Origin of the sequence: Pseudomonas sp. 2725 (genome assembly GCF_050434585.1) — a bacterium.
In the GTDB taxonomy this organism is placed as follows: Bacteria; Pseudomonadota; Gammaproteobacteria; order Pseudomonadales; family Pseudomonadaceae; genus Aquipseudomonas; species Aquipseudomonas jessenii.
Genome location: NZ_JBNDIV010000006.1, coordinates 329675 through 352562 on the forward strand (window position 1 = coordinate 329675; position 22888 = coordinate 352562).

24 protein-coding genes, 1 other RNA gene and 1 pseudogene are annotated in these 22888 nt (G+C 60.1%); 14 read left to right on the top strand and 12 right to left on the bottom strand.

Features of this window, described 5'->3' with window-relative positions:
* Positions 1-23 precede the first annotated feature (23 nt).
* The 5 genes from ppx to ABIE16_RS19275 all read right to left on the bottom strand — a co-directional run bounded on the left by ppx (position 24) and on the right by ABIE16_RS19275 (position 4608).
* Complete coding sequence (ppx, locus tag ABIE16_RS19255) at positions 24-1526, bottom strand: exopolyphosphatase (RefSeq protein WP_429521743.1); 1503 nt, start codon at positions 1524-1526, stop codon at positions 24-26.
* Positions 1527-1760: 234 nt separating this feature from the next.
* Entirely contained in the window at positions 1761-2498 is a 738-nt protein-coding gene (locus tag ABIE16_RS19260; RefSeq protein ID WP_090452085.1) for an amino acid ABC transporter ATP-binding protein, read from the bottom strand.
* Positions 2485-3135 carry an amino acid ABC transporter permease gene (locus ABIE16_RS19265; RefSeq protein ID WP_057712811.1) on the bottom strand — a complete coding sequence of 217 codons (651 nt, stop codon included), beginning with the start codon at positions 3133-3135 and terminating at the stop codon, positions 2485-2487. Before ABIE16_RS19265 ends, ABIE16_RS19260 begins: the two co-directional genes overlap by 14 nt.
* Positions 3132-3800 carry an amino acid ABC transporter permease gene (locus tag ABIE16_RS19270; protein WP_429521744.1) on the bottom strand — a complete coding sequence of 223 codons (669 nt, stop codon included), beginning with the start codon at positions 3798-3800 and terminating at the stop codon, positions 3132-3134. The genes ABIE16_RS19265 and ABIE16_RS19270 overlap by 4 nt, the downstream gene beginning before the upstream one ends.
* 22 nt (positions 3801-3822) lie before the next feature.
* Positions 3823-4608 carry a transporter substrate-binding domain-containing protein gene (locus ABIE16_RS19275; RefSeq protein ID WP_057712813.1) on the bottom strand — a complete coding sequence of 262 codons (786 nt, stop codon included), beginning with the start codon at positions 4606-4608 and terminating at the stop codon, positions 3823-3825.
* Between the two features lie 255 nt (positions 4609-4863).
* Here ABIE16_RS19275 and ABIE16_RS19280 point away from each other — a divergent pair, with 255 nt between their 5' ends.
* The 7 genes from ABIE16_RS19280 (at position 4864) to ABIE16_RS19310 (ending at position 13192) form a co-directional block, all read left to right on the top strand.
* A complete protein-coding gene (locus ABIE16_RS19280; protein WP_154909838.1) occupies positions 4864-5571 on the top strand; it encodes a FadR/GntR family transcriptional regulator in 708 nt (235 codons plus the stop codon).
* Between the two features lie 120 nt (positions 5572-5691).
* Entirely contained in the window at positions 5692-6021 is a 330-nt protein-coding gene (gene trxA / locus ABIE16_RS19285; protein ID WP_003206727.1) for a thioredoxin TrxA, read from the top strand.
* A 247-nt stretch (positions 6022-6268) separates the two neighbouring features.
* The gene (gene rho / locus ABIE16_RS19290; protein ID WP_057712815.1) at positions 6269-7528 is read left to right on the top strand and encodes a transcription termination factor Rho; all 1260 of its coding nucleotides are present in this window, start codon (positions 6269-6271) and stop codon (positions 7526-7528) included.
* Positions 7529-7710: 182 nt separating this feature from the next.
* The gene (locus ABIE16_RS19295; protein ID WP_429521745.1) at positions 7711-9708 is read left to right on the top strand and encodes an acyltransferase family protein; all 1998 of its coding nucleotides are present in this window, start codon (positions 7711-7713) and stop codon (positions 9706-9708) included.
* A 69-nt stretch (positions 9709-9777) separates the two neighbouring features.
* The gene (gene ubiD, locus ABIE16_RS19300) at positions 9778-11244 is read left to right on the top strand and encodes a 4-hydroxy-3-polyprenylbenzoate decarboxylase (RefSeq protein WP_008048693.1); all 1467 of its coding nucleotides are present in this window, start codon (positions 9778-9780) and stop codon (positions 11242-11244) included.
* Positions 11244-12212, top strand: a complete 969-nt coding sequence (locus tag ABIE16_RS19305) for a CDP-6-deoxy-delta-3,4-glucoseen reductase (RefSeq protein WP_223500632.1) — start codon at positions 11244-11246, stop codon at positions 12210-12212. Before ubiD ends, ABIE16_RS19305 begins: the two co-directional genes overlap by 1 nt.
* Positions 12213-12523: 311 nt before the next feature.
* Positions 12524-13192 carry a gamma-glutamylcyclotransferase gene (locus tag ABIE16_RS19310; protein WP_090452075.1) on the top strand — a complete coding sequence of 223 codons (669 nt, stop codon included), beginning with the start codon at positions 12524-12526 and terminating at the stop codon, positions 13190-13192.
* Here ABIE16_RS19310 and glpT read toward each other — a convergent pair.
* Positions 13168-14517, bottom strand: a complete 1350-nt coding sequence (gene glpT / locus ABIE16_RS19315) for a glycerol-3-phosphate transporter (RefSeq protein ID WP_008048696.1) — start codon at positions 14515-14517, stop codon at positions 13168-13170. The two genes, ABIE16_RS19310 and glpT, sit on opposite strands and share 25 nt — an antisense overlap.
* A 326-nt stretch (positions 14518-14843) precedes the next feature.
* On the opposite strand from glpT, the gene ABIE16_RS19320 reads away from it, so the two are divergent.
* The gene (locus ABIE16_RS19320; protein ID WP_090452074.1) at positions 14844-15458 is read left to right on the top strand and encodes an energy transducer TonB; all 615 of its coding nucleotides are present in this window, start codon (positions 14844-14846) and stop codon (positions 15456-15458) included.
* 47 nt (positions 15459-15505) lie between these two features.
* Here the strand turns inward: ABIE16_RS19320 and ABIE16_RS19325 are convergent, their stop codons facing one another.
* The gene (locus ABIE16_RS19325; RefSeq protein WP_056726390.1) at positions 15506-16483 is read right to left on the bottom strand and encodes an NADPH:quinone oxidoreductase family protein; all 978 of its coding nucleotides are present in this window, start codon (positions 16481-16483) and stop codon (positions 15506-15508) included.
* A 150-nt stretch (positions 16484-16633) separates the two neighbouring features.
* Here ABIE16_RS19325 and ABIE16_RS19330 point away from each other — a divergent pair, with 150 nt between their 5' ends.
* Entirely contained in the window at positions 16634-17041 is a 408-nt protein-coding gene (locus ABIE16_RS19330) for a flagellar basal body-associated protein FliL (RefSeq protein ID WP_032829534.1), read from the top strand.
* A 138-nt stretch (positions 17042-17179) separates the two neighbouring features.
* Here the strand turns inward: ABIE16_RS19330 and ABIE16_RS19335 are convergent, their stop codons facing one another.
* Positions 17180-17632, bottom strand: coding sequence for an EVE domain-containing protein (locus ABIE16_RS19335; RefSeq protein ID WP_429521746.1), 453 nt, complete (start codon positions 17630-17632; stop codon positions 17180-17182).
* Positions 17633-17827: 195 nt separating this feature from the next.
* On the opposite strand from ABIE16_RS19335, the gene ABIE16_RS19340 reads away from it, so the two are divergent.
* Complete coding sequence (locus ABIE16_RS19340) at positions 17828-17983, top strand: hypothetical protein (protein ID WP_007982896.1); 156 nt, start codon at positions 17828-17830, stop codon at positions 17981-17983.
* A 35-nt stretch (positions 17984-18018) separates the two neighbouring features.
* Here the strand turns inward: ABIE16_RS19340 and ABIE16_RS19345 are convergent, their stop codons facing one another.
* From ABIE16_RS19345 to ABIE16_RS19360, 4 genes are all read right to left on the bottom strand, one after another.
* Positions 18019-18624, bottom strand: coding sequence for a 5-formyltetrahydrofolate cyclo-ligase (locus ABIE16_RS19345; protein WP_008048703.1), 606 nt, complete (start codon positions 18622-18624; stop codon positions 18019-18021).
* 86 nt (positions 18625-18710) lie between these two features.
* Positions 18711-18889: non-coding RNA, 6S RNA (gene ssrS, locus ABIE16_RS19350), on the bottom strand.
* A gap of 30 nt (positions 18890-18919) precedes the next feature.
* The gene (locus tag ABIE16_RS19355) at positions 18920-19237 is read right to left on the bottom strand and encodes a cell division protein ZapA (RefSeq protein WP_057712821.1); all 318 of its coding nucleotides are present in this window, start codon (positions 19235-19237) and stop codon (positions 18920-18922) included.
* Positions 19234-19443: a TIGR02449 family protein gene (locus tag ABIE16_RS19360; protein ID WP_007982902.1), complete on the bottom strand. Its 210-nt coding sequence runs from the start codon at positions 19441-19443 to the stop codon at positions 19234-19236. Before ABIE16_RS19360 ends, ABIE16_RS19355 begins: the two co-directional genes overlap by 4 nt.
* 194 nt (positions 19444-19637) lie before the next feature.
* Between ABIE16_RS19360 and ABIE16_RS19365 the strand changes: the two genes are divergently transcribed.
* The 4 genes and pseudogenes from ABIE16_RS19365 to ABIE16_RS19380 form a co-directional block, all read left to right on the top strand.
* On the top strand, positions 19638-20195 hold the full coding sequence (locus ABIE16_RS19365; protein ID WP_057712822.1) for a YecA family protein: 558 nt from the start codon (positions 19638-19640) through the stop codon (positions 20193-20195).
* 27 nt (positions 20196-20222) lie between these two features.
* Entirely contained in the window at positions 20223-21557 is a 1335-nt protein-coding gene (pepP, locus tag ABIE16_RS19370; RefSeq protein WP_154860922.1) for a Xaa-Pro aminopeptidase, read from the top strand.
* Positions 21554-22741 (top strand): 2-octaprenyl-6-methoxyphenyl hydroxylase, encoded by a 1188-nt coding sequence (ubiH, locus tag ABIE16_RS19375; protein ID WP_150813740.1) that lies wholly within the window; start codon positions 21554-21556, stop codon positions 22739-22741. The genes pepP and ubiH overlap by 4 nt, the downstream gene beginning before the upstream one ends.
* Positions 22742-22778: 37 nt before the next feature.
* Positions 22779-22886 (top strand): annotated as a pseudogene (locus ABIE16_RS19380) (tetrameric acyl-CoA thioesterase); the annotation flags it as partial.
* Between the last annotated feature and the right edge of the window lie 2 nt (positions 22887-22888).

Genomic DNA, 22888 nt, shown 5'->3' on the forward strand with positions numbered 1-22888 from the left:
CCGAAGAAGGCCTTTTTTCAATTTCAGCGAGCGCTCAACACAATGTCGACCCGGGTCAGCCATTGCGCTTCGATTTCGAAGTCGGCCTGGGTCAGCTGGTTTTCGTCCAGCCAGTTCTCCGGGAACACCACTTCCAGGCTGTTGCCATTGGCATTCAGTTCCACCTGGGGCATTTGCTGGGTGCCACGGATGTGGTGGAACAGGATCGCAAAGCGCAGCAGTACGCACAGGCGAATCAGTTTGATGCCGTCATCGCCGAAATCGGCGAACTTGTCCTTGGGAATGTTGCGTCGGTGGCCGCGTACCAACAGCGCGAGCATCAACTGGTCTTCGCGGGAGAACCCGGCGAGGTCCGAGTGCTCGATCAGGTAGGCGCCGTGCTTGTGGTACTGGTAGTGAGCGATGTCCAGGCCCACCTCATGAACCTTGGCCGCCCAGCCGAGCAGTTCGCGCCAGACGCCGTCTTCCAGGTCCCAGTCCTCGGCCACCTGATCGAACGCATGCAGCGCCTTGCGCTCGACCCGTACCGCCTGTTCCTGGTCGACGTGGTAGCGTTCCATCAGCGAAGTGAGGGTGCGTTCGCGCACGTCTTCGTGATGATGGCGGCCCAGCAGGTCATAGAGCACGCCTTCGCGCAGGGCGCCTTCGCAGTGATCCATGCGTTGCAGTTCCAGGGAGTCGAAGATCGCTTCGAGGATCGCCAGGCCCGCCGGAAAGATCGCCCGGCGATCCGGCTTGATACCTTCGAAATCGATTTTTTCGACGTCGCCCAGCTTGATCAGTTTGCGCTTGAGCCAAGCCAGGCCCTCGGCGTTGACCTCACCGGTGCCGTGGCCGCCAGCCTTCAGCGCCAGGCCGATGGCGCGGATGGTGCCCGAGGAGCCGATGGCTTCATCCCAGGTCAGGCGATGCAGGGCATGCTCGATGCTCATGATCTCCAGCCGTGCTGCCGTGTACGCCTGGGCGTAACGGGCCGGGGTGATCTTGCCGTCCTTGAAATAGCGCTGGGTGTAGCTGACGCAACCCATCTGCAGGCTTTCGCGCAGCAGCGGTTCGAAGCGCTGGCCAATGATGAACTCGGTACTGCCGCCACCGATGTCGGCCACCAGGCGCTTGCCCGGGGTGTCGGCGAGGGTGTGGGACACGCCGAGATAGATCAGGCGCGCTTCTTCACGACCGGAAATGACTTCCACCGGGTGGCCGAGAATTTCTTCGGCGCGACGGATGAATTCGGCACGGTTGCGGGCTTCACGCAAGGCGTTGGTGCCCACGATTCGCACGGCGCCGGTGGGCATACCGCTGATCAGTTGGGCGAAACGCTTGAGACAATCGAGCCCGCGTTGCATCGATTCTTCATTGAGGTGGCGCTCTTCGTCGATGCCGGCGGCCAGCTGAACCTTCTCCCCGAGACGCTCGAGAATACGGATCTCGCCGTTCTGGGCCTTGGCCACGACCATGTGAAAACTGTTGGAGCCCAGGTCGATTGCGGCGATCAGGGACAGATTCTTGGCTTTGGATTGCGGCATGGTCAGGGGTCTCGGTCGATAACCTCGACATCGTGCCACGATCAAAGGCTGGCGCCAACGCGCAGTGTTCAAAGCCTTGATCCAGTGCATGAAAACCGGTGACCGCTTCGCGGTCAATCGCGAGCAAGCTCGCTCCCACAGGGTTCCAGGGTGTCTCTAATCCCGCGACCGACGCAGGCCCTCTGTGGGAGCGAGCTTGCTCGCGATGACGGTCTCGCTGGTGCTGAAGCTCTGTCAGCCCACAGCCTCAACCGTCCCGATGAAATTCGCCAGCTCCGCCGTCTGCGGATTCGCGAACAGAATCTTCGGATCCCCAACCTCATGCACCTTGCCCTGGTGCATGAACACCAACTTATCCCCAACCTCCCGGGCGAAGCGCATTTCGTGGGTGACCATGATCAGCGTCATGCCTTCCCTGGCCAGTTGCCGGACCACGCTCAACACTTCGTTGACCAGTTCCGGGTCCAGTGCCGAGGTGATTTCGTCACATAGCAAAACCTTCGGCGACATCGCCAGTGCCCGGGCAATCGCTACCCGCTGTTGCTGCCCGCCCGACAGCCGATCAGGGAAGGCATCGAACTTTTCCCCCAGTCCGACCCTTTCCAGCATCTGCCGCGCCAGTTCGGCGGCCTTGGCTTTCGGCACTTTTTGCACCACTTGCGGCGCGAGCATGACGTTTTCGCCCACAGTCAGGTGCGGGAACAGATTGAACTGTTGGAACACCATGCCGACTTTCTGCCGCAGGCTGCGCAGGTCGGCGCGGGCGGCGTCGAGGTACTCGCCGTCGACTTCGATCACACCGTCATTGATTGACTCCAGGCCGTTGAGGGTGCGCAGCAAGGTGGACTTGCCCGAGCCACTACGGCCGATGATCGCCACCACCTGGCCTTCCTCGATGCTCAGGTCGATGCCTTTGAGCACATGGTGATCGCCATAGTATTTATGCAGGGCGGAAATTCTAAGCAGAGGCATGCAGTCTCCTTTCCAGGTATCGCGCACTGAGCGACAAGGGGTAGCAGAGCAGGAAGTAGCCGAGGGCGACGAGGCCGTAGACCATGAACGGTTCGAAGGTGGCGTTGGCGAGCATGCCGCCGGTCTTGGTCAGCTCGGTGAAGCCGATGATCGAGGTGACGGCGGTGCCTTTGACCACTTGCACCGAAAACCCCACTGTCGGCGCCACGGCGATGCGCAGGGCCTGGGGCAGGATCACATGGCGCAATTGTTCCAGCGGGTTCAGCGCCAGGCTCGATGAGGCTTCCCACTGACCGTTGGGAATCGAATCGACGCAACCGCGCCAGATCTCCGCCAGATAAGCACTGGTGAACAACGTCAGTGCAATCGCCGCGGCCATCCACGGCGAAATCTCGATCCCGGCCAACGCCACGCCGAAAAACACCAGGAACAGCTGCATCAATAGCGGTGTGCCCTGAAACAGTTCGATGTAAGTGCGGGCGAAACTGCGCGGCAGGGATTTTTTCGAGATGCGCATGACCATGATCAGCAAGCCAATCAGTCCGCCGCCAATGAACGCCACCAGCGACAGCGCCAGCGTCCATTGCAGGCCCGTGAGCAGGTTGCGCACGATGTCCCAGAAAGTGAAGTCGCTCATCGGCTGCTCCTTGCGATGAAGCGGTGGCCAAGCCAGTTCAGCAACTGACGGATCAGCAGCGCCATGCACAGGTACAGCAGTGTGGTCAGGGCGTAGGTTTCAAAGGCGCGGAAGTTGCGCGACTGAATGAAGTTGGCGGCGAAGCTCAGCTCCTCCGTCGCGATTTGCGAACACACCGCCGAGCCGAGCATCACGATGATGATCTGGCTGCTCAGGGCTGGCCAGACTTTGCCCAGTGCTGGCAGCAGCACCACATGGCGGAACGCTTCGAGGCGCGTCATCGCCAGTGCCGCTGCGGCTTCCAGCTGACCCCGAGGGATCGCCTGGATGCCGGCGCGGATGATCTCGGTGGAATAGGCGCCCAGGTTGATGACCATCGCCAGCACCGCCGCCTGCCATTCGGAAATCTGCACGCCCAGGGACGGCAAGCCGAAGAAGATGAAAAACAACTGCACCAGAAATGGCGTGTTGCGGATCAACTCGACGTAGACCGCGAAAATCCCCGCGAAAGGCCGGATGTTCCACGCCCGCACCAGCGCCCCGACGATGCCCAGCCCCACGCCGAGCACAGCGCCGATGGCGGTCAGCTCAAGGGTGAACAACGCACCGCGCAGCAACAGATCGGTGTTGTTCACCACCGGCAGGAAATCGAACTGATAAGCCATAAAACGTCTCCAGCGCGCCGAATCAGAGATCGGCCGGCAGCGGTTCTTTCAGCCAGGTCAGGGCGTTCTTTTCCAGCGCGCCGTCGCTCTTGGCGGTCACCAGAATCTGGTTGACCTTGTCCAGCAGCGCCGACTCGTTCTTGTTCACGCCGACGTAGACCGGTGAGTCCTTGAGCTTCACTTTCAGCGCCGGCACGCGTTTCGGGCTCTTCTCGCTGATGGCGACCATCACCACGTTGCCGCTGGCGATCAGGTCGACTTGCCCGGCCAGGTACGCGGCAATGGTCGAGTTGTTGTCTTCGAAACGCTTGATGGTCACGCCTTCGGGGGCGACCTTGGTCAGCTCGATATCTTCGATGGCACCACGGGTGACGCTGATGGTCTTGCCCTTGAGATCGTCCAGGCCCTTGATGTCGGCGTCTGGCGGACCGAACACGGCAAGGTAGAACGGCGCGTAGGCGCGGGAGAAGTCGATGACTTTTTCGCGCTCCGGGTTCTTGCCGAGGCTGGAGATCACCAGGTCGACCTTGCCGGTGGTGAGGAACGGGATGCGGTTGGTGCTGTTGACCGGCGTCAGTTCGAGTTTGACCTTGAGCTGGTCGGCCAGCAGTTTCGCGGTGTCGATATCGAGGCCGCGGGGTTTCATGTCCGGGCCGACCGAGCCGAATGGCGGGAAGTCCTGGGGCACGGCCACCTTGAGGACGCCGCGCTTGACCACATCCTCCAGACCATCGGCGTGGGCGGGTGCCTGGCTCAGCATCAGGCTGGCGAACAAGGCTGCGAGGAGGGCGCTGTAACGCTGGGTCATGGCAAATCTCCGGATCGGCAAGAAGTGATTTCTGCGGATCGACAGAGCATGGGCCATGCCAACATGGGGTTTTGAGGGCGCCAGGGCACGGTTTTACTGGCGTCGCACGGTCTTACTGGTCTGAACAGTCAGGTTGCTTTTCGCACCCCGATGGCGCAGCCGTGAAAATCTCCGAACCCCCATGGGGCACGACTTGCCGGACGTCGCGAATAGCTTTACAACTGAGCGCACATTGGCTGGTTCGTCTGGAAAACCATGAACTCGATCTCCCGCGCCGTACCTGAAGTGGCGCTGCAAGCCATCCGCAAACTGATTACCGAACAGGGCTTCGGGCCGGGGGATGCCTTGCCCTCGCAACGGGACCTGGCGGTGCAATTGGGGGTCAGTCGGGCGTCGTTGCGCGAGGCGTTGTCATCGCTGAGTGCGCTGGGGGTCATCAGTATCCAGCCGGGCAAAGGCGTATTCGTGCAATCGCCCGTGGAGCTACCGCGGGGCGATGCGGCGCCGGGCTGGCCGTTCGCGGCGCAGGCTTCGCCGTTGGACATCTTTCAGTTGCGCTATGCGCTGGAAGGTTTTGCTGCGGGGTTGGCGGCCGTAACCTTGAGCACCGACGAACTCGATGCGCTGGAAGACAATGTCGCCGCCATGCGCAATGAGCTGAAGTCCGGCGACTTCGAAGCCGCGGCCCGCCTGGATTTCGAATTCCACCGCCGCATCCTGCTGGCCAGCGGCAATCAGGCGATGCTGAGCATCCTGACCGCCAGCGCCGACATCTTCCTGGAAAGCCAGAAGCTACCGTTCATCCGGGTCGAGCGGGCCATGGAAACCTGGCAGGAACACCGCAAAATCCTTCGTGCGCTGGCTCGCCGAGCGTCTGGCGCCGCGCAAAAGGCCATGCAAGAGCACGTACGTAACGCCGCGTTGCGCACCGGAATCGCGTTCATCGCTCCCGCCACTTCATGACCTGAGCTATACCCAAACTCATGGATCACCATAGCGAGACTCAATCATCTGCACCTTCCTGAACGAGGGAAGGACCGCTATGATGGGCCACGTTTTTTTGCTTACAACCTGGAGAATTCCATGAGCAGCGATCTTATCAAACACGTTAGCGACGCTAGCTTCGAGGCCGACGTACTCAAGGCCGAAGGCGCTGTACTGGTCGACTACTGGGCTGAATGGTGCGGCCCTTGCAAAATGATCGCTCCGGTTCTGGACGAGATTGCCGAGACTTACAAAGGCAAGCTGACCGTTGCCAAGCTGAACATCGACGAAAACCAGGAAACCCCGGCCAAGCACGGCGTGCGCGGTATCCCGACCCTGATGCTGTTCAAGAACGGCAACGTTGAAGCGACCAAGGTCGGCGCACTGTCGAAGTCGCAACTGGCTGCCTTCCTCGACGCCAACATCTAAGCGTCGTTGCAAAGTGTCCTGAAAAAGCCCCGCAAATAGCGGGGCTTTTTGCGTATTCAGGGCTAGACGCTCCTAAACTCAGGTGGTACATTCGGCCCCGCACTGGTTTCTCCATTGCCCCCTGCTAGCCGTCGCCGACGCACTCCTTTTCGAATAAGTACGCGATCCTGTCGCCTTCTCTGCGGCGCGGCCTCATTAAGCCAAAAGCTTAATTTCCCCCCTCCATAAATGATTACGTCATTCCTATATGAATCTGACTGAACTCAAGCAAAAGCCGATTACCGAACTGCTCGAATTGGCCGAACAGATGGGCATAGAAAATATGGCCCGTTCGCGCAAGCAGGACGTGATTTTCTCCCTGCTCAAGAAGCACGCGAAAAGCGGTGAGGAAATCTCCGGTGATGGCGTGCTGGAGATTCTCCAGGACGGCTTCGGCTTCCTGCGCTCCGCTGACGCTTCCTATCTCGCAGGTCCAGACGATATCTACGTCTCGCCGAGCCAGATCCGTCGTTTCAACTTGCGCACCGGTGACACCATCGTTGGCAAGATCCGCCCTCCAAAGGAAGGCGAGCGTTATTTCGCGCTGCTCAAGGTCGACACGATCAACTTCGACCGTCCGGAAAACGCGAAGAACAAGATTCTCTTCGAGAACCTGACCCCGCTGTTCCCGACCGTGCGCATGAAGATGGAAGCCGGTAACGGTTCCACCGAAGACTTGACCGGTCGTGTCATCGACCTGTGCGCCCCGATCGGTAAAGGCCAGCGCGGTCTGATCGTTGCACCGCCGAAAGCCGGCAAGACGATCATGCTGCAGAACATTGCCGCGAACATCGCGCGTAACAACCCTGAAGTTCACCTGATCGTGCTGCTGATCGACGAACGTCCGGAAGAAGTAACCGAAATGCAGCGCACCGTGCGCGGTGAAGTGGTTGCCTCGACGTTCGACGAGCCGCCAACCCGTCACGTGCAGGTTGCCGAAATGGTGATCGAGAAGGCCAAGCGCCTGGTCGAGCACAAGAAAGACGTGGTGATCCTGCTCGACTCCATCACTCGTCTGGCGCGCGCCTACAACACCGTGATCCCGAGCTCCGGCAAGGTACTGACCGGTGGTGTCGATGCCCACGCCCTGGAGAAACCGAAGCGTTTCTTCGGTGCCGCGCGGAACATCGAAGAAGGCGGCTCGCTGACCATCATCGCCACCGCGCTGGTTGAAACCGGTTCGAAGATGGACGAAGTGATCTACGAGGAATTCAAAGGCACCGGCAACATGGAGCTGCCTCTGGATCGCCGCATCGCTGAAAAACGCGTGTTCCCGGCCATCAACATCAACCGTTCCGGCACCCGCCGCGAAGAGTTGCTGACCGCCGACGACGAGCTGCAGCGCATGTGGATTCTGCGCAAACTGCTGCACCCGATGGATGAAATTGCTGCCATCGAGTTCCTGGTCGACAAGCTGAAAACGACCAAGACCAACGACGAATTCTTCCTGTCGATGAAGCGCAAGTAACATCGCCCGTTGAGTTCAAGAGAATGGCGCCCCGGTGGGGCGCCTTTTTTTTGCCTGGGCCATGGGAGGTTTTTGATTGGCCAAGGTCAGTTGGTTAGCACTTCAACCAGCCGCGTTTGCAGTCATCTCCGGGGGCGATGCTCAAGCGCGCTGAAAATAACGATCTGACTGGTTTAATGCTTATGAGCTCACTGGCTTATCGAAGGGATATCGACGGCTTGCGCGCAGTGGCGGTGATCGCCGTCGTGCTGTTTCACTTTGGCGTTCCTGGGTTTACCGGCGGCTTTGTCGGCGTGGACGTGTTTTTCGTGATTTCCGGTTACCTGATCACGTCGATCATCTGGAGTCAGCGCCAGGCCGGGCAATTCAGCTTCGTCGATTTCTGGGCCCGGCGTGCGCGGCGGATTTTGCCGGCGTTGTTCGCGATGATCATTGCGGTGCTGGCGGTCGGCTGGTTTTTGCTGGCACCGAAGGATTACGAAGAGCTGGGGCGATCGGTGCGTTACCAGGTGATGTTCGTCTCCAACATCCTGTTCATGCGCCAGGACGGCTATTTCGATGTCGCCTCCGATCTCAAGCCCCTGCTGCACACCTGGTCGCTGGCGGTAGAGGAGCAGTTTTACATCGTCTTCCCGTTGCTGCTGACACTGCTGTCGAGCCGTCTCAAGCATTGGCGACTGGCGCTGTTCAGCGTATTGCTGCTGTCCTTTGGTTTGAGCGTGTGGGCTGTCGCCCATCATCCGGAAAAAGCTTTCTTCCTGTTGCCTATGCGTGCGTGGGAGCTATTGGCCGGTGCGATGCTGGCGGTAGCGCCCAAGTCTGCATGGCGTCTCAAGCCGATGGCGGCGCAGTGGCTGAGCCTGCTCGGTATGTTGCTGATCCTCTTGGCGGTGTTCGGTTATGACAAGGCCACGCCATTCCCGGGTGTCGCGGCGTTGCTGCCGGTGCCGGGTGTGGTGCTGCTGATTCTGGCCAACGGTCATCGTGAAACCTGGGTTGGTCAATTTTTGAGCAGTCGGATAATGGTCGGCCTCGGTCTGATTTCATATTCCTGGTACCTGTGGCACTGGCCGGTGTTCGTATTCTCCAGCTATGCCAGCGTCGGTGAAACGAGTGTTTTCGACAGTGTCGGGTTGATTTTACTGACGCTGTTGCTGGGTTATCTGTCCTGGAAATTCGTCGAAACCCCGTTTCGTGAGCGTCGCCTGCTCGCCGGGCGCCGGCAGATTCTGCTCGCTGGTGCCTGCGGCGTCCTGGTGCTCGGCCTGGCCGGACAAGCCTTGCGATGGACCGACGGCTTGCCATGGCGTCTGTCTGACCAGGCCCTGCAATACGCCAAGGGTCGCGAATGGCGGCCAGAGCTGATGGCCTGCCTGGCCGATGACAAGACGCCGGATGACAAGTTGTTCTGCCGTTATGGCGCGCAAAACCGCCTGCCCCCAGCGCTTGTCTGGGGCGATAGCCATGCCACGGCGTTGATTCCGGTTTTCGACGAGGGTGCCAAGGCCCATGGCGTCAATGTGATGCTCGCCAGTTCTGCCGGCTGTTTGCCTGTCGCAGGCCTGGAGCACGATGCGCGTTGTGCGCGGTTCAATCGACGTGTTGAACAAGCCCTGAAGCCGCAAGCTGTCAGCGATGTGGTGCTGGTTGCGCACTGGAGCCTATACCTCTACGGCGATGCCAAAGGTGATCTGGGCCACGTTCTGAAAAACCCTGACGGGCATTACGATCGCGCAATTGCCGAACAACGTCTGGCCGATGGCTTGCGTACCCGGGTCGCGCAATTGCGTGCCGGCGGGCATCGGGTCTGGCTGGTAAAAGAGGCGCCGTTGCAGGCCTTCAGCCCACCGTATCGCCTCACCCGTCTGGCAATGCTGGCCCGTCCGGTCGACGATGTCGGGCTGGCGCTCGCAGAGCATCACAAGCGCCAGGCATTCATCAGTCAATTGTTCGCACAATTGGCGCAGGACCCGGCGGTACAGGTGGTGGATCCGGCGCCAAGACTGTGTGATGCCAGCGGCCTGTGCCGCGCCGAACGCGGCGGCTACTCGTTGTACACCGATGACAATCACCTCTCGGAAGTCGGTGCGCGGTTCGTGGCGCCGATCCTCGAACCGCTGTTTGTCAGTCTGCAAGCCAGGGCAAACCCGGGGAAACCGCAGGTGAATGCATCCAGATAAGCAGCGATAAGCTGCCAGCGGCCGGCAGAGCAGGTAGGATGTACGCCTATTTTTCGGGTGCCATCATCAATGAAATTCAAGGATCTTCGGGATTTCGTGCAGCAGCTTGAGCAGCGCGGAGAGTTGAAACGCATCCAGATCCCCGTCTCTCCAGTGCTGGAGATGACCGAGGTGTGTGATCGCACGCTGCGTGCCAAAGGCCCGGCGCTGTTGTTCGAAAAGCCGACAGGCTATGACATCCCGGTGCTCGGCAACCTGTTCGGCACCCCCGAGCGGGTCGCCATGGGCATGGGTGCCGAGTCGGTCAGCGAGCTGCGCGAGATCGGCAAGCTGCTGGCGTTCCTAAAGGAACCCGAGCCGCCCAAAGGCTTGAAGGATGCCTGGTCCAAGCTGCCGATCTTCCGCAAGATCATTTCGATGGCGCCGAAAGTCGTCAAGGACGCGGTGTGCCAGGAAGTGGTCATCGAAGGCGACGACGTCGACCTGGCCATGCTGCCGGTGCAAACCTGCTGGCCGGGCGACGTCGGTCCGCTGATCACCTGGGGTCTGACCGTCACCAAAGGCCCGAACAAGGATCGCCAGAACCTCGGTATCTACCGTCAGCAAGTGATCGGTCGCAACAAGGTCATCATGCGCTGGCTGAGCCACCGTGGCGGCGCGCTGGATTACCGCGAGTGGTGCGAAAAGCATCCGGGCCAGCCGTTCCCGGTTTCCGTGGCCCTGGGCGCTGACCCGGCGACTATCCTCGGTGCCGTGACCCCGGTGCCCGACAGCCTTTCCGAATACGCCTTCGCAGGCCTCTTGCGCGGTAACCGCACTGAGTTGGTGAAGTGTCGCGGCAACGACCTGCAAGTGCCGGCCACCGCCGAAATCATCCTCGAAGGCGTGATCCATCCGGGCGAGATGGCCGATGAAGGCCCATACGGCGACCACACCGGTTACTACAACGAAGTCGACAGCTTCCCGGTGTTCACCGTCGAGCGCATTACCCATCGGATCAAGCCGATCTACCACAGTACCTACACCGGCCGCCCGCCGGATGAGCCGGCGATCCTCGGCGTGGCATTGAACGAAGTGTTCGTGCCGATCCTGCAGAAGCAGTTCCCGGAGATCACCGATTTCTACCTGCCGCCCGAAGGTTGCTCGTACCGCATGGCCATCGTGACCATGAAAAAGTCGTATCCGGGCCACGCCAAGCGGGTAATGCTGGGTGTCTGGTCGTTTTTGCGACAGTTCATGTACACCAAGTTCGTTATCGTCACCGACGACGATATCAACGCCCGGGACTGGAACGACGTGATCTGGGCCATCACCACGCGCATGGACCCCAAGCGCGACACCGTGATGATCGACAACACGCCGATCGACTACCTCGACTTCGCCTCGCCGGTTTCCGGCCTGGGGTCGAAAATGGGCCTCGATGCCACGCATAAATGGCCGGGCGAAACTACTCGCGAATGGGGCCGGGTCATCGTCAAGGACGATGCCGTGACCCAGCGGATCGATGCCATCTGGAATCAGTTAGGAATAGATTGATGCGTGTAACCTTGCAGCCCTCCGGAGCAGTACTTGAGATATTGCCCGGCGAGCGGATTCTCGATGGCGCACGACGTCTGGGCTACGAATGCCCGCAAAGCTGCCGCAACGGCAATTGCCACGTCTGCGCGGCGCTGCTGGTGGAAGGCCGGGTCGAGCAGGCTGGCAATGTGCGTGACCATGGCGAGTTCTACACTTGCATAGCGGAGCCGCTGGAAGACTGCATCGTGCTGTGGGATGGCGTGCTCGCGCTGGGAGAACTGCCGGTGCGCAGCGTGTCGTGTCAGGTCATTGAGTGCAAGGAGGTGGGCGGCGACACCTGGCGCGTGCGTCTGCGGGCTCCGGCCGGCAAACCGCCGCGCTACCACGCTGGCCAGTACCTGATGATCGAACGGGAGAGCGGCGAAAAGTCCGCATTCTCCCTCGCCTCGGCACCGCATGCGGGGCGCGACCTGGAAATCCACGTACTGGCGCGCGAATCCAGTGCGCTGAGCCTGATCGAACAGCTCCAGCGCAACAGTATGGTGCGGGTCGAATTGCCGTTCGGCGATACCCACCTGGAGGAGTTGCCGGAAGGTTCTCTCGTGCTGATCGCCGCGGGTACCGGCATGGGCCAGATCCACAGTCTGATCGAGCATTGCCGGGCCTCGGGTTTCAAGCACCCGGTGCATCTGTATTGGGGCGTGCGTCGTCCTGAAGATTTTTATCAGATCGAGCATTGGGACGAATGGCTGAAGTTGCCCAACCTGTTCCTGCACAAGGTCGTCAGCGATCAATGCGGTTGGGAAGGGCGGTGCGGCATGTTGCATGAAGCGGTCTGTGAAGACTTCCCTGACCTCAAGCCGCTACACGTGTACGCCAGCGGCTCTCCGGCCATGGTCTACGGCACGCTGGATGCTCTGGTGGAAGCGGGAATGGATGCTCATCAAATGCGCGCCGATGTGTTTGCGTACGCGCCGCGGTCTTGATCTGCCCCGACCACCTTGTAGGAGCGAGCCTGCTCGCGATGGTCGTTAACGATTACTCGGGCAGTCAGGCTACCCGCAGCGTTCTTGATTCCAACGCGAGCAGGCTCGCTCCTACAGGTATATAACTCCACATATAGCCAATCGGCATTTATAAATTTTTATAAATATCGGTAGGTTATATGTTGTCCAGGCAATTCATTAAGAACTGTGCCATGGCATTTAAATTACCTTAAAACTTATGTGCCTTATTGTTACAGCCGTGCGTTCTATTAAGTAATTCTTCACCCGCGGGGAGCTGAACGCTATTCGCCATGAGCGCCATTGAATCTGCTTTTTTGAATCTGGCTTACCCTCCGCGGCTCGATCTGGGGCCGCAGCTTACTCACGAACAACTGCTCAGCTCGATGCAATCGACCATGGCGCGCCACAAAGGCGGGCCGGTGTGGCTGTTTGCGTATGGCTCGCTGATCTGGCGCCCTGAATGCACGGCGGTTGAGCGGGTTCGCGGCCGGGTGCATGGCTACCATCGCGGGTTGTACCTGTGGTCCCACGAACATCGCGGCACCCCGGAAATGCCCGGCCTGGTGTTTGGCCTGGATCGCGGCGGTTCTTGCAGCGGTTTCGCCTATCGCTTGCCCGAAGAGCAACTCGAAGCCTCGCTCTACGCACTTTGGCAGCGCGAGATGCCTTTCCCTTCCTACCGCCCGCACTGGCTCAACTGCCGCCTCGACGATGGCAGCCAGGTTCAGGCATTGGGTTTTGTGCTGGAACGACACCTGCCCAGCTATGCCGGCAACTTGCCGGACCATGTGCTGAGCCATGTGTTCGAAAACGCCTGCGGGCGCTACGGCACCACTCGCGATTATGTCGAGCAGACCGCGCACGCCCTGCGCAGCCACGCCATGCCAGACCGGAATCTGGAGGCGCGGCTCAAGCGCTGTAAATCAAAGGCCGATCAAGCGAGTGCTTCGCGGCCCTGACTGGCGATTTGTTTGTGCCGTAGTGTCGGGGCCAGGAAGGCCATCGCCAACAGGCAGGCACCGACCAGCAGCACGAAACCGCCGTCCCAACCGAAATGGTCCACGGTGTAGCCCATCGCTGCACTGGCCGCGACCGACCCGCCCAAGTAACCGAACAGACCGGTAAAGCCCGCCGCCGTACCGGCAGCTTTCTTCGGTGCCAGTTCCAGCGCCTGCAGGCCGATCAGCATCACCGGGCCGTAGATCAGGAAGCCAATGGAAAGCAGCGCGATCATGTCGACCATCGGATTGCCGGCCGGGTTGAGCCAGTAAACCAGCGTCGCGACCGTCACCAACGCCATGAACACCATGCCGGTCAGGCCACGGTTGCCACGGAAGATCTTGTCCGACATCCAGCCGCACAGCAGCGTGCCCGGGATACCTGCCCACTCGTAGAAGAAGTACGCCCAGGAGGTTTTATCCACAGTGAAACCCTTGGCTTCCTTGAGGTAGGTCGGTGCCCAGTCCAGCACGCCGTAGCGCAGCAGATAGACAAAGACGTTGGCCAAGGCGATGTACCAGAGCATTTTGTTGCGCAGCACGTATTTGACGAAGATTTCCTTGGCGCTGAATTCCTCTTCGTGGCTGGCGTCGTAGCCTTCCGGGTAGTCGTTCTTGTATTGCTCGATCGGTGGCAGGCCAACCGATTGCGGGGTGTCGCGCATGGTCACAAAGGCAAACACCGCTACTGCCAGCGCCACGGCTGCCGGTACGTAGAACGCGGCGTGCCAGTCATTGAACAGCCCCATGCCGATCAGGAACAACGGGCCGATCAGGCCACCGCCGACGTTGTGCGCCACGTTCCAGACGGACACCACGCCGCCACGTTCCTTCTGCGACCACCAGTGCACCATGGTCCGGCCACTCGGCGGCCAACCCATGCCCTGCGCCCAGCCGTTGATGAACAGCAAAATGAACATCATGGTCACGCTGGACGTCGCCCAGGGCGCGAAACCGAAAATGAACATCACCCCAGCCGATACCAGAAGACCGAATGGCAGGAAGAAGCGCGGGTTGGAACGGTCGGACACCAGGCCCATGAGAAACTTCGACAGACCGTAGGCAATCGCGATGGCGGACATCGCCAGACCCAGCTGGCCACGGGAGTAGCCTTCATCGATCAGGTACGGCATGGCCAGGGAGAAGTTCTTGCGCAGCAGGTAGTAACCGGCATAGCCAATGAAAATGCCGGCGAAAATCTGCCAGCGAAGGCGTCGGTAGGTGCTGTCTATTTTTTCTTCAGGCAATGGAGCCTGATGTGCGGCAGGACGAAAGAAAGCAAACATTCAAGAGCTCCAGATTTCTTGTTTTGACTGCGGATACGAATGTTACAGTTTCGTTACCGAAAATAGCACCGGTTCTCATCGACAAAACAGCGGAAATGTTGGAAGTCGCGCGTTCCTTTATGAACATGTCGCTCAGATGTAAGTGAAGGGCGGTGTAGGAAGCGTTACCTGTTTTCGTTTGGGGCATTTGATCTGCCCGGAATGGGGCAGGACTTTAGGAAAGATCCTTCGTTTAAAGCAGAAGTCATGGCGTTATGCCGAATGGCCCGGCGCTTTAACCTTTGTGCTGTTGCCAAGTCTGGCGTTGCAGACGAAGGGAGAGGGACATGCGGTGGTGGTTGGTTGGAATTTTGTTGCTGGTCTCTGCGGATATCAGGGCCGGGGAGGTATTTCTGATACCCGAGAACAACCCAAAGCCGATTTATCCGAAGGCGCTGCATCGGGCGGGTGTCACCGGCATGGTGCGTGTCAGCATGACTGTGAAGGCCGATGGATCAGTCAGTAATGCCGTGATTGCGCAAAGTGCACATCCCGAACTCGAAGAGGCGTCATTGGCCGCAGTCAACCAATGGCGATTCAAGCCGTGGACAATTACCAAGGATCAACCTGCGCAAATCCTCGTGGTCGCACCCATGGAATACAGGCTGGACAGCGAACATCCCTTCCACGTCAACAAGGAGCTGGAGCGGCTGAAATGCAGTGCTATCGCACGGGCATCGTTGAACATCGCCACTTCCTCGTGGGTGGACCTGCCGGTTTTCAGCTGGACCCGCAGTTACCTGACCCACTCGCTTTCACCGACTCAATTGCCGGAAGAGAAGCGTCTGGCTCTGATTGCCAAGCTCAATGCCAGCGTCCGTTCGATTGTGCAGCGGTGTAGCGCGCATCCGGCGAGTCGGTATGTGCGGTTTTTGCCGGAGGAGATTCGGGTGTTGCTTTGACGGCAATAAAAGCGCGGCTACATGGCCGCGCTTTTTAGCAGAGGGATTCAGCGAACCTGCACCACCACTTTCCCCACCGCTTTACGCTGGCCAAGGTCATTGATCGCCTGCGCCGCATTGCTCAGCGGATACACCTGGGACACCAGAGGCTTGAGCTTGCCTTCGGCAAACCAGCCAAACAACTGCTGGAAGTTCGCCGCGTTGTCCTGCGGCTGGCGTTGGGCGAACGAGCCCCAGAACACGCCGAGCACTGCCGCACCTTTAAGCAAGGCCAGGTTGACCGGCAATTCGGGAATGCGACCGCTGGCGAAGCCGACCACCAGCAAGCGGCCGTTCCAGGCGATGGCGCGGATGGCCTGGTCGAACAGGTCGCCGCCGACCGGGTCGTAGATCACGTCGGCACCCTGGCCGTCGGTCAGACGCTTGATTTCGTCCTTCAGGCTGGTTTCGCTGTAGTTGATCAGTTCGTCGGCGCCGGCGGCCTTGGCCACGGCGAGTTTCTCTGCGCTGCTGGCCGCCGCGATCACCCGGGCGCCCATGGCTTTGCCGATTTCCACCGCCGCGAGGCCGACGCCGCCGGAAGCACCCAGTACCAGCAGGGTTTCGCCCGGTTGCAGGTTGCCGCGCTGCTTGAGGGCATGCATCGAGGTGCCGTAGGTCATGCTGAAGGCGGCGGCGGTGTTGAAGTCCATCGATGGCGGGATCGGCAGTGCGTTGTAGCCCGGCACGGCGACCTGCTCGGCAAAGCTGCCCCAGCCGGTCAGGGCCATGACCCGGTCACCGACTTTCAAGTGGCTGACTTTTTCACCCACTGCGCTGACCACGCCAGCCGCTTCACCACCCGGCGAAAACGGGAAGGGCGGCTTGAACTGGTATTTGCCCTCGATGATCAACGTATCGGGGAAGTTCACCCCGGCGGCGTGCACGTCCAGCAGGATTTCATTCTTCTTCGCGACAGGACTGGCGACGTCTTCCAGCACCAGCGATTCGGCAGGGCCGAAGGCTTTGCACAGCACGGCTTTCATCAGGGCTATTCCTTTGGGAGTGATGGCCGATAAGTGTAGGTGTGTGGGTCGATGGGTCAACGAGCATGCCCGGCCCTGATAGTCAGCCATAAGCTTGTGCTTGCGCGGCGGGTCGTTATGCTAGGCCGCAAACCGGATAAGGAGCGAATTTTGAAAGCGTGGATCATGTTGATGCTGGCCCTGTCTCTGCCTGTGGCAGCGGTGGCCGAAGAAGCCAAAGAAGATGCAGCTCCGAAGGTCAGTTACATCACCCTGAGCCCGCCGTTCGTGGGTAACTACGGGCTGGACGGGACGCCGAAACTCAAGGTCTACAAGGCCGATGTGGCGTTGCGGGTGACCGGTGACGAGGCCGCCAAGGCGGTGAAGGCCAATGAGCCCTTGATCCGCAATCAATTGGTCGCACTGTTCGCCCAGCAGACCACCGAGACGATGAACAACGTCGAGGCCAAGGAAAAGCTGCGTCAGGAGGCCCTGAAACAGACCCAACAGGTGATGAACGACGAAACCGGTAAGCCGGTGGTTGAGGATTTGTTGTTCAACAACCTGATCATTCAGTAAGACTTCTATTGCTTGAGCTGGCGTCATCGCGAGCAAGCTCCCACAGTGGATTGGTGTTGAAGCACAATCACATGTCCACCACAGCCCCCTGTGGGAGCGAGCTTGCTCGCGATGAGGCCAGTCCAGGCGACAAATGACTCAAGACTTTAAGGCAATCACCGCTGCCCATTGCTCCGCCGTCACCGGCATCACCGATAACCGCGAGCCTTTCTGCACCAACGGCAACTCGGCCAGCGCCGTCTGTTGTTTCAGATAATCCAGTTTCAGCACTCGGGCAAACGTCTCGACATGCGCGACATCGATCGCACTCCAGGCGTTTTTCTCCGGAGTGGCCTTCGGGTCAAAATAATGGCTCTCTGGCTCCAGCGCCGTCGGGTCCGGATACGCGGCTTCGACAATCTTGCCGATTCCGGCAATCCCCGGCTCGGGGCAGCTGGAATGATAGAAAAAGAACTCATCCCCCACCGCCATGGCCCGCAGGAAATTGCGTGCCTGATAGTTGCGAACCCCGTCCCAGCGCGCTTTGCCGAGCTTTTCCAGCCCTTTGATCGAGAGTTCGTCGGGCTCGGATTTCATCAGCCAATAGGCCATGTCTTTTGCTCCTTGCGTGGTGATTGAGCAGCTTGTTGGCGATTTTATGACAAACCGACAGTCGGTTGACGTCAGCATTTGCGCAGCGGTTCACGTTGTCGCAAAATGCCGGCCTTTAAAGCTTGACGCTGCTGCACGGCCTACAAACGGAAACCGCTGCTGTCATCGTGTTGATGTGCCTTTGGGGGGCAATCGATGAAACGCAAACCGGATTTACTATGGATTTTGGTCATTTTGTTTGGCCTTGGCGTCGTGACCACTGGCTATGCCCAAAGCCTATGGGCCAACAAGACCGATGCGCCGGTCGAACTGGCCCAATTGCAGCAACAGTCGACAGCCTTCAAGCGCTGATCCTGTTGCCTCGGCGCCACTGATCGAAGTGGCGCCTAGCCTGCGTAATACCAGGCCTTGTCCGTCACCGTTCCTTGCAGCGGCACATCCCAGCTCGCCTGAGCCAATCGCGCCACTTTCTGACATTCATGGGCCAGCCCCAACAGCGTCGGCTTGCGCCAGTCATTTCGTCGCGCCAGGTAGGCCAGGCTCCGGTCGTAGAAACCACCGCCCATTCCCAGGCGTCCGCCGACATCGTCAAAACCCACCAATGGCAACAGCACCAGATCCAGCGCCCAGATCTTGCGCTGCCGGGCGAGGTTGGCCCGTGGTTCGAGAATACGAAAGCGGTTGGGTTTGAGTTTTTCCCCGGGACGGATGCGCTGGAACACCATTTTGGTTCGCGGCCAGGCGCTCAGCACCGGTAGATAGGTGGCTTTGCCCCGGCGTTGCGCGGCGCGCAGCAACAGACGCGGATCGATTTCACCGTCGGTGGGCAGGTAGAGGGAGATGTGCCGGGCGCGGCGGAACAGCGGTTGCTGGGCCAATTGCTTGTACAGCCCGCGAGCGGCCTGGCGTTGCTGACTGGGTGTCAGTGCGCGGCGGGCCTTGCGCAGCATGCGTCGAAGTTGCGGGCGGGGGAGCAGCGCAGGTTCGGTCATGTATTCGGGCTTCAACAATGCGGATACGTGAAGCGTACCCGTAAAAACGCCAATGCCGGTATCAAAACCGGCATTGGACTGAAATCAGGCTCCCCGAATGTGCCGCTGTCGACTTAGCCCTTGAACCCGAAAGTTCAAGGTGGAAGATGCAGTAGGCTTTAAGGCTTTCCGTCTAGCGGACATGCACACCAGCCCAACGTGCAACCTCCAGGGTATAGCAAATCGGCTCAGGGACATCGCCAACTGGCAAGCACCCCAGGGAGTGAGGGGATTATACCGCAAGCGGCGGCGCGAATCAGCCTTTGGTGACATCCGGATCGGTGGCGAGCGCCAGATCGACGCGATCGAGCAGGTCACGCACTTGTTCGCGGGTCGAGCCGCTGGCCTGGATATCCGGCCGTTCTTCCTTGTGCAACAGGTCGTGGGTGATGTTCAGCGCGGCCATCACGGCGATACGGTCGGCGCCGATGACTTTGCCGCTGCTGCGGATCTCGCGCATCTTGCCGTCCAGATAACGGGCGGCGCTGATCAGATTACTGCGCTCTTCCTGTGGGCAGATGATCGAATACTCTTTGTCGAGGATCTGCACGGTGACGCTATTGCTTGAACTCATGAGTCTTGCTCCAGGGCCTTGAGGCGCGAAATCATCGATTCGACCTTACGCCGGGCGATTTCGTTTTTTTCAATGAGGTGCGCGCGTTCCTCGCGCCAGGTCTTTTCCTGAGCTAGTAAGAGTCCGTTTTGACTCTTAAGTTGCTCGACTCGGGTAATCAGCAGTTCGAGTCTGGCCATCAGCGCTTGCAGGTCGGTGTCTTCCATTGTCTTCACTGTCTGATGGGTGACGGACTGTAGGAGCGAGCTTGCTCGCGATGAACCCGAGAACGCCGCAGGGTGTCAGGTACCCAGCGTTATCATTGACGACCATCGCGAGCAAGCTCGCTCCTACAGGGGTAGTCGATGTAGGATACAAGGCCTTCATTCTAGACATAGCGCCGTCTGGCGCCTAGCTGCCCATGACCATTCAGAATTCCCCGTACCAAGCCTTCGCCACCCTGCTGACTTCCAGCGGTCATAACGTCTCGCCTGCCGAACTGCATGGCCTGCTGCTCGGCCGCAGCTGTGCCGGCGCCGGTTTCAATGCCGAAGAGTGGTTGATCGATGCCGCCGAACTGCTCGAAAGCGAGCCGCAGGACAACGTTCGCAACGCCTTGATCGGCTTGCAAGAGATGGTCAAGGGCGAGCTAACGGGCGATGACGTGACCGTCGTTCTGCTGTTGCCGACCGATGACGCCCCCCTCACCGACCGTGCCGTCGCACTGGGCCAGTGGTGCCAGGGTTTCCTCAGCGGCTTCGGCCTGAACTGCCGTGACAGCAGCGCCCTGAGTACCGAGGCCACCGAGGTGCTGCAGGATCTGGCGGCCATTTCCCAGGTGCAGGATGCCCTGGAAGAGTCCGACGACGGCGAAAACGACTACATGGAAGTCATGGAGTACCTGCGCGTCGCACCGCTGCTGCTGTTCTCCGAGACCAAAAAAGACGTACCGGCCGCCGCCAAACCGTCGCTGCACTAATCGTTTGCCAGGGAACGCCATCTGCCCATGATCCATATCCCGAAATCGGAATACAGCCGTCGCCGCAAGGCCCTGATGGCGCAGATGGAACCCAACAGCATCGCCATCCTGCCCGCCGCCGCGGTGGCCATTCGTAACCGCGACGTCGAGCACGTTTACCGCCAGGACAGCGACTTCCAGTACCTCAGCGGCTTTCCCGAGCCCCAGGCCGTACTGGTATTGATGCCGGGGCGCGTGCATGGCGAATACATCCTGTTCTGCCGCGAACGCAATGCCGAGCGCGAGCTGTGGGATGGCCTGCGTGCCGGGCAGGAAGGCGCGATTCGCGACTTCGGCGCCGACGACGCCTTTCCGATCACTGATATCGACGACATCCTGCCGGGCCTGATCGAAGGCCGTGACCGGGTATATTCGGCCATGGGCAGCAACCCCGAATTCGATCGCCACCTGATGGAGTGGATCAACGTGATCCGCTCCAAGGCCAACCTCGGTGCCCAGCCGCCGAACGAATTCGTTGCCCTGGATCATCTGCTGCACGACATGCGCCTGTATAAATCGGCGGCAGAAGTGAAAGTGATGCGCGAGGCAGCGCGGATTTCCGCCCAGGCGCACGTGCGGGCAATGCAGGCCTGTCGCGCCGGATTGCACGAATTCAGCCTGGAAGCCGAGCTCGATTACGAATTCCGCAAGGGCGGGGCGAAGATGCCGGCCTACGGGTCGATTGTCGCGGCGGGGCGCAACAGCTGCATCCTGCATTACCAGCAGAATGACGCGCTGCTCAAGGACGGGGATCTGGTGCTGATCGATGCCGGTTGCGAGATTGACTGCTACGCCAGCGACATCACCCGGACCTTTCCGGTCAGCGGCAAATATTCAGCGGAACAGAAAGCGATCTACGAATTGGTGCTGGCCTCCCAGGAAGCCGCCTTTGCCGAAATCGCCCCGAATAAGCACTGGAATCAGGCGCACGAGGCCACGGTCCGGGTCATCACGGCCGGGCTGGTCGAGCTGGGTCTGCTGCGTGGTGACGTTGACGAACTGATCGCCAGCGAAGCCTACAAGGCGTTTTACATGCACCGCGCCGGCCATTGGCTGGGCATGGATGTGCATGACGTCGGCGAATACAAGGTCGGCGGCGAGTGGCGCGTGCTGGAAGTCGGCATGGCGCTGACCGTGGAACCGGGGATCTATATCGCCCCGGACAACCAGAATGTTGCGAAGAAATGGCGCGGCATCGGCGTGCGCATCGAGGACGACGTAGTGGTCACCAAAACCGGCTGTGAAATATTGACGAGCGGCGTGCCGAAAACCGTCGCCGAGATAGAGGCCCTGATGGCCGCCGCGCGGACACAGGCAGCATGAGCCGAGTCAATCTGGCAATCATCGGTGGCGGGCTGGTCGGTGCAAGCCTGGCACTGGCGCTTCAGGCCGGGGCCAAGGCCCGAGGCTGGAAGATCGTGTTGATCGAACCGTTCGCTCCTGGCGACACCTGGCAACCGAGTTACGATGCCCGTTCCTCGGCGTTGTCCTTCGGCTCGCGGCAAATCTATCAACGGTTGGGTGTCTGGCAGGAAGTCTCGCGCCGCGCCGAGCCGATCAAGCAGATTCATGTTTCCGACCGCGGTCGATTCTCGACGGCGCGGTTGTCGGCGATGGAAGAGGGTGTTCCAGCGCTGGGTTATGTCGTTGAAAACGCCTGGCTCGGCCAATGCCTGTGGCAAGGCCTGGACAAGGACGTGATCAGATGGCACTGCCCGGCGGAAGTCACCCGCATGGAGCCGCTGACCGACGGCTACCGCCTGACCCTCAATGATGAAACCACCCTGGAATGCGACCTCGCGGTGCTCGCCGATGGTGGCCGCTCCGGCCTGCGCGAGCAACTTGGGATCGGCATCCGCAAGCGTCCGTACAACCAGAGCGCGCTGATCGCCAACATCACCCCGAGCGAAGCCCACAACGGCATGGCTTTCGAGCGCTTCACCGACGAAGGCCCGATGGCGTTGCTGCCGCTACCGGATAATCGCTGCGCATTGGTCTGGACCCGCCTGGGCATGGACGCGCAACGTCTGGCAGCCCTCGACGAGCGCAGCTTCCTCAGCGAGTTGCAGGGTGTGTTCGGTTATCGCCTTGGCACATTGAAGCAGGTGGGTGCGCGGCATCTGTATCCGCTGACACTGGTCGAGGCCGAAGAACAGGTGCGCCCGCATCTGGCGGTCCTCGGCAACGCGGCGCACAGCCTGCATCCGATTGCCGGCCAGGGATTCAACCTGTCCCTGCGCGATGCCCAGGCCCTGGCCAATGCCTTGCTCGCCAGTGAAAAACCATTGGGCGACTTCGCCACGTTGCAGGCCTATCGCGAACACCAGCGTCTCGATCAGGACCTCACCGTGGGTTTCTCCGATCAGGTTACGCGCCTGTTCGGCAGTACCCAGCCGCTGGTGTCCCTGGGGCGCAACATCGGCTTGCTCGGCCTCGATCTTCTGCCACCGGCCAAACGCTGGTTTGCCCGGCAGGCGATGGGGCTGGGTACGCGTCCAGATGCGTAACTGGCTGATCCGCCGATTCGGCAAGGCGCGATTGATAAAATACCTGCCTTGCAGGTTCGACATTCATGACAGCGCCGGCCACTTGGTGGCGCGGGTCGGGAAAACCCTTTACGTGCGGCTCAAGCCGCAAGAGAGACAGGCTTAAAG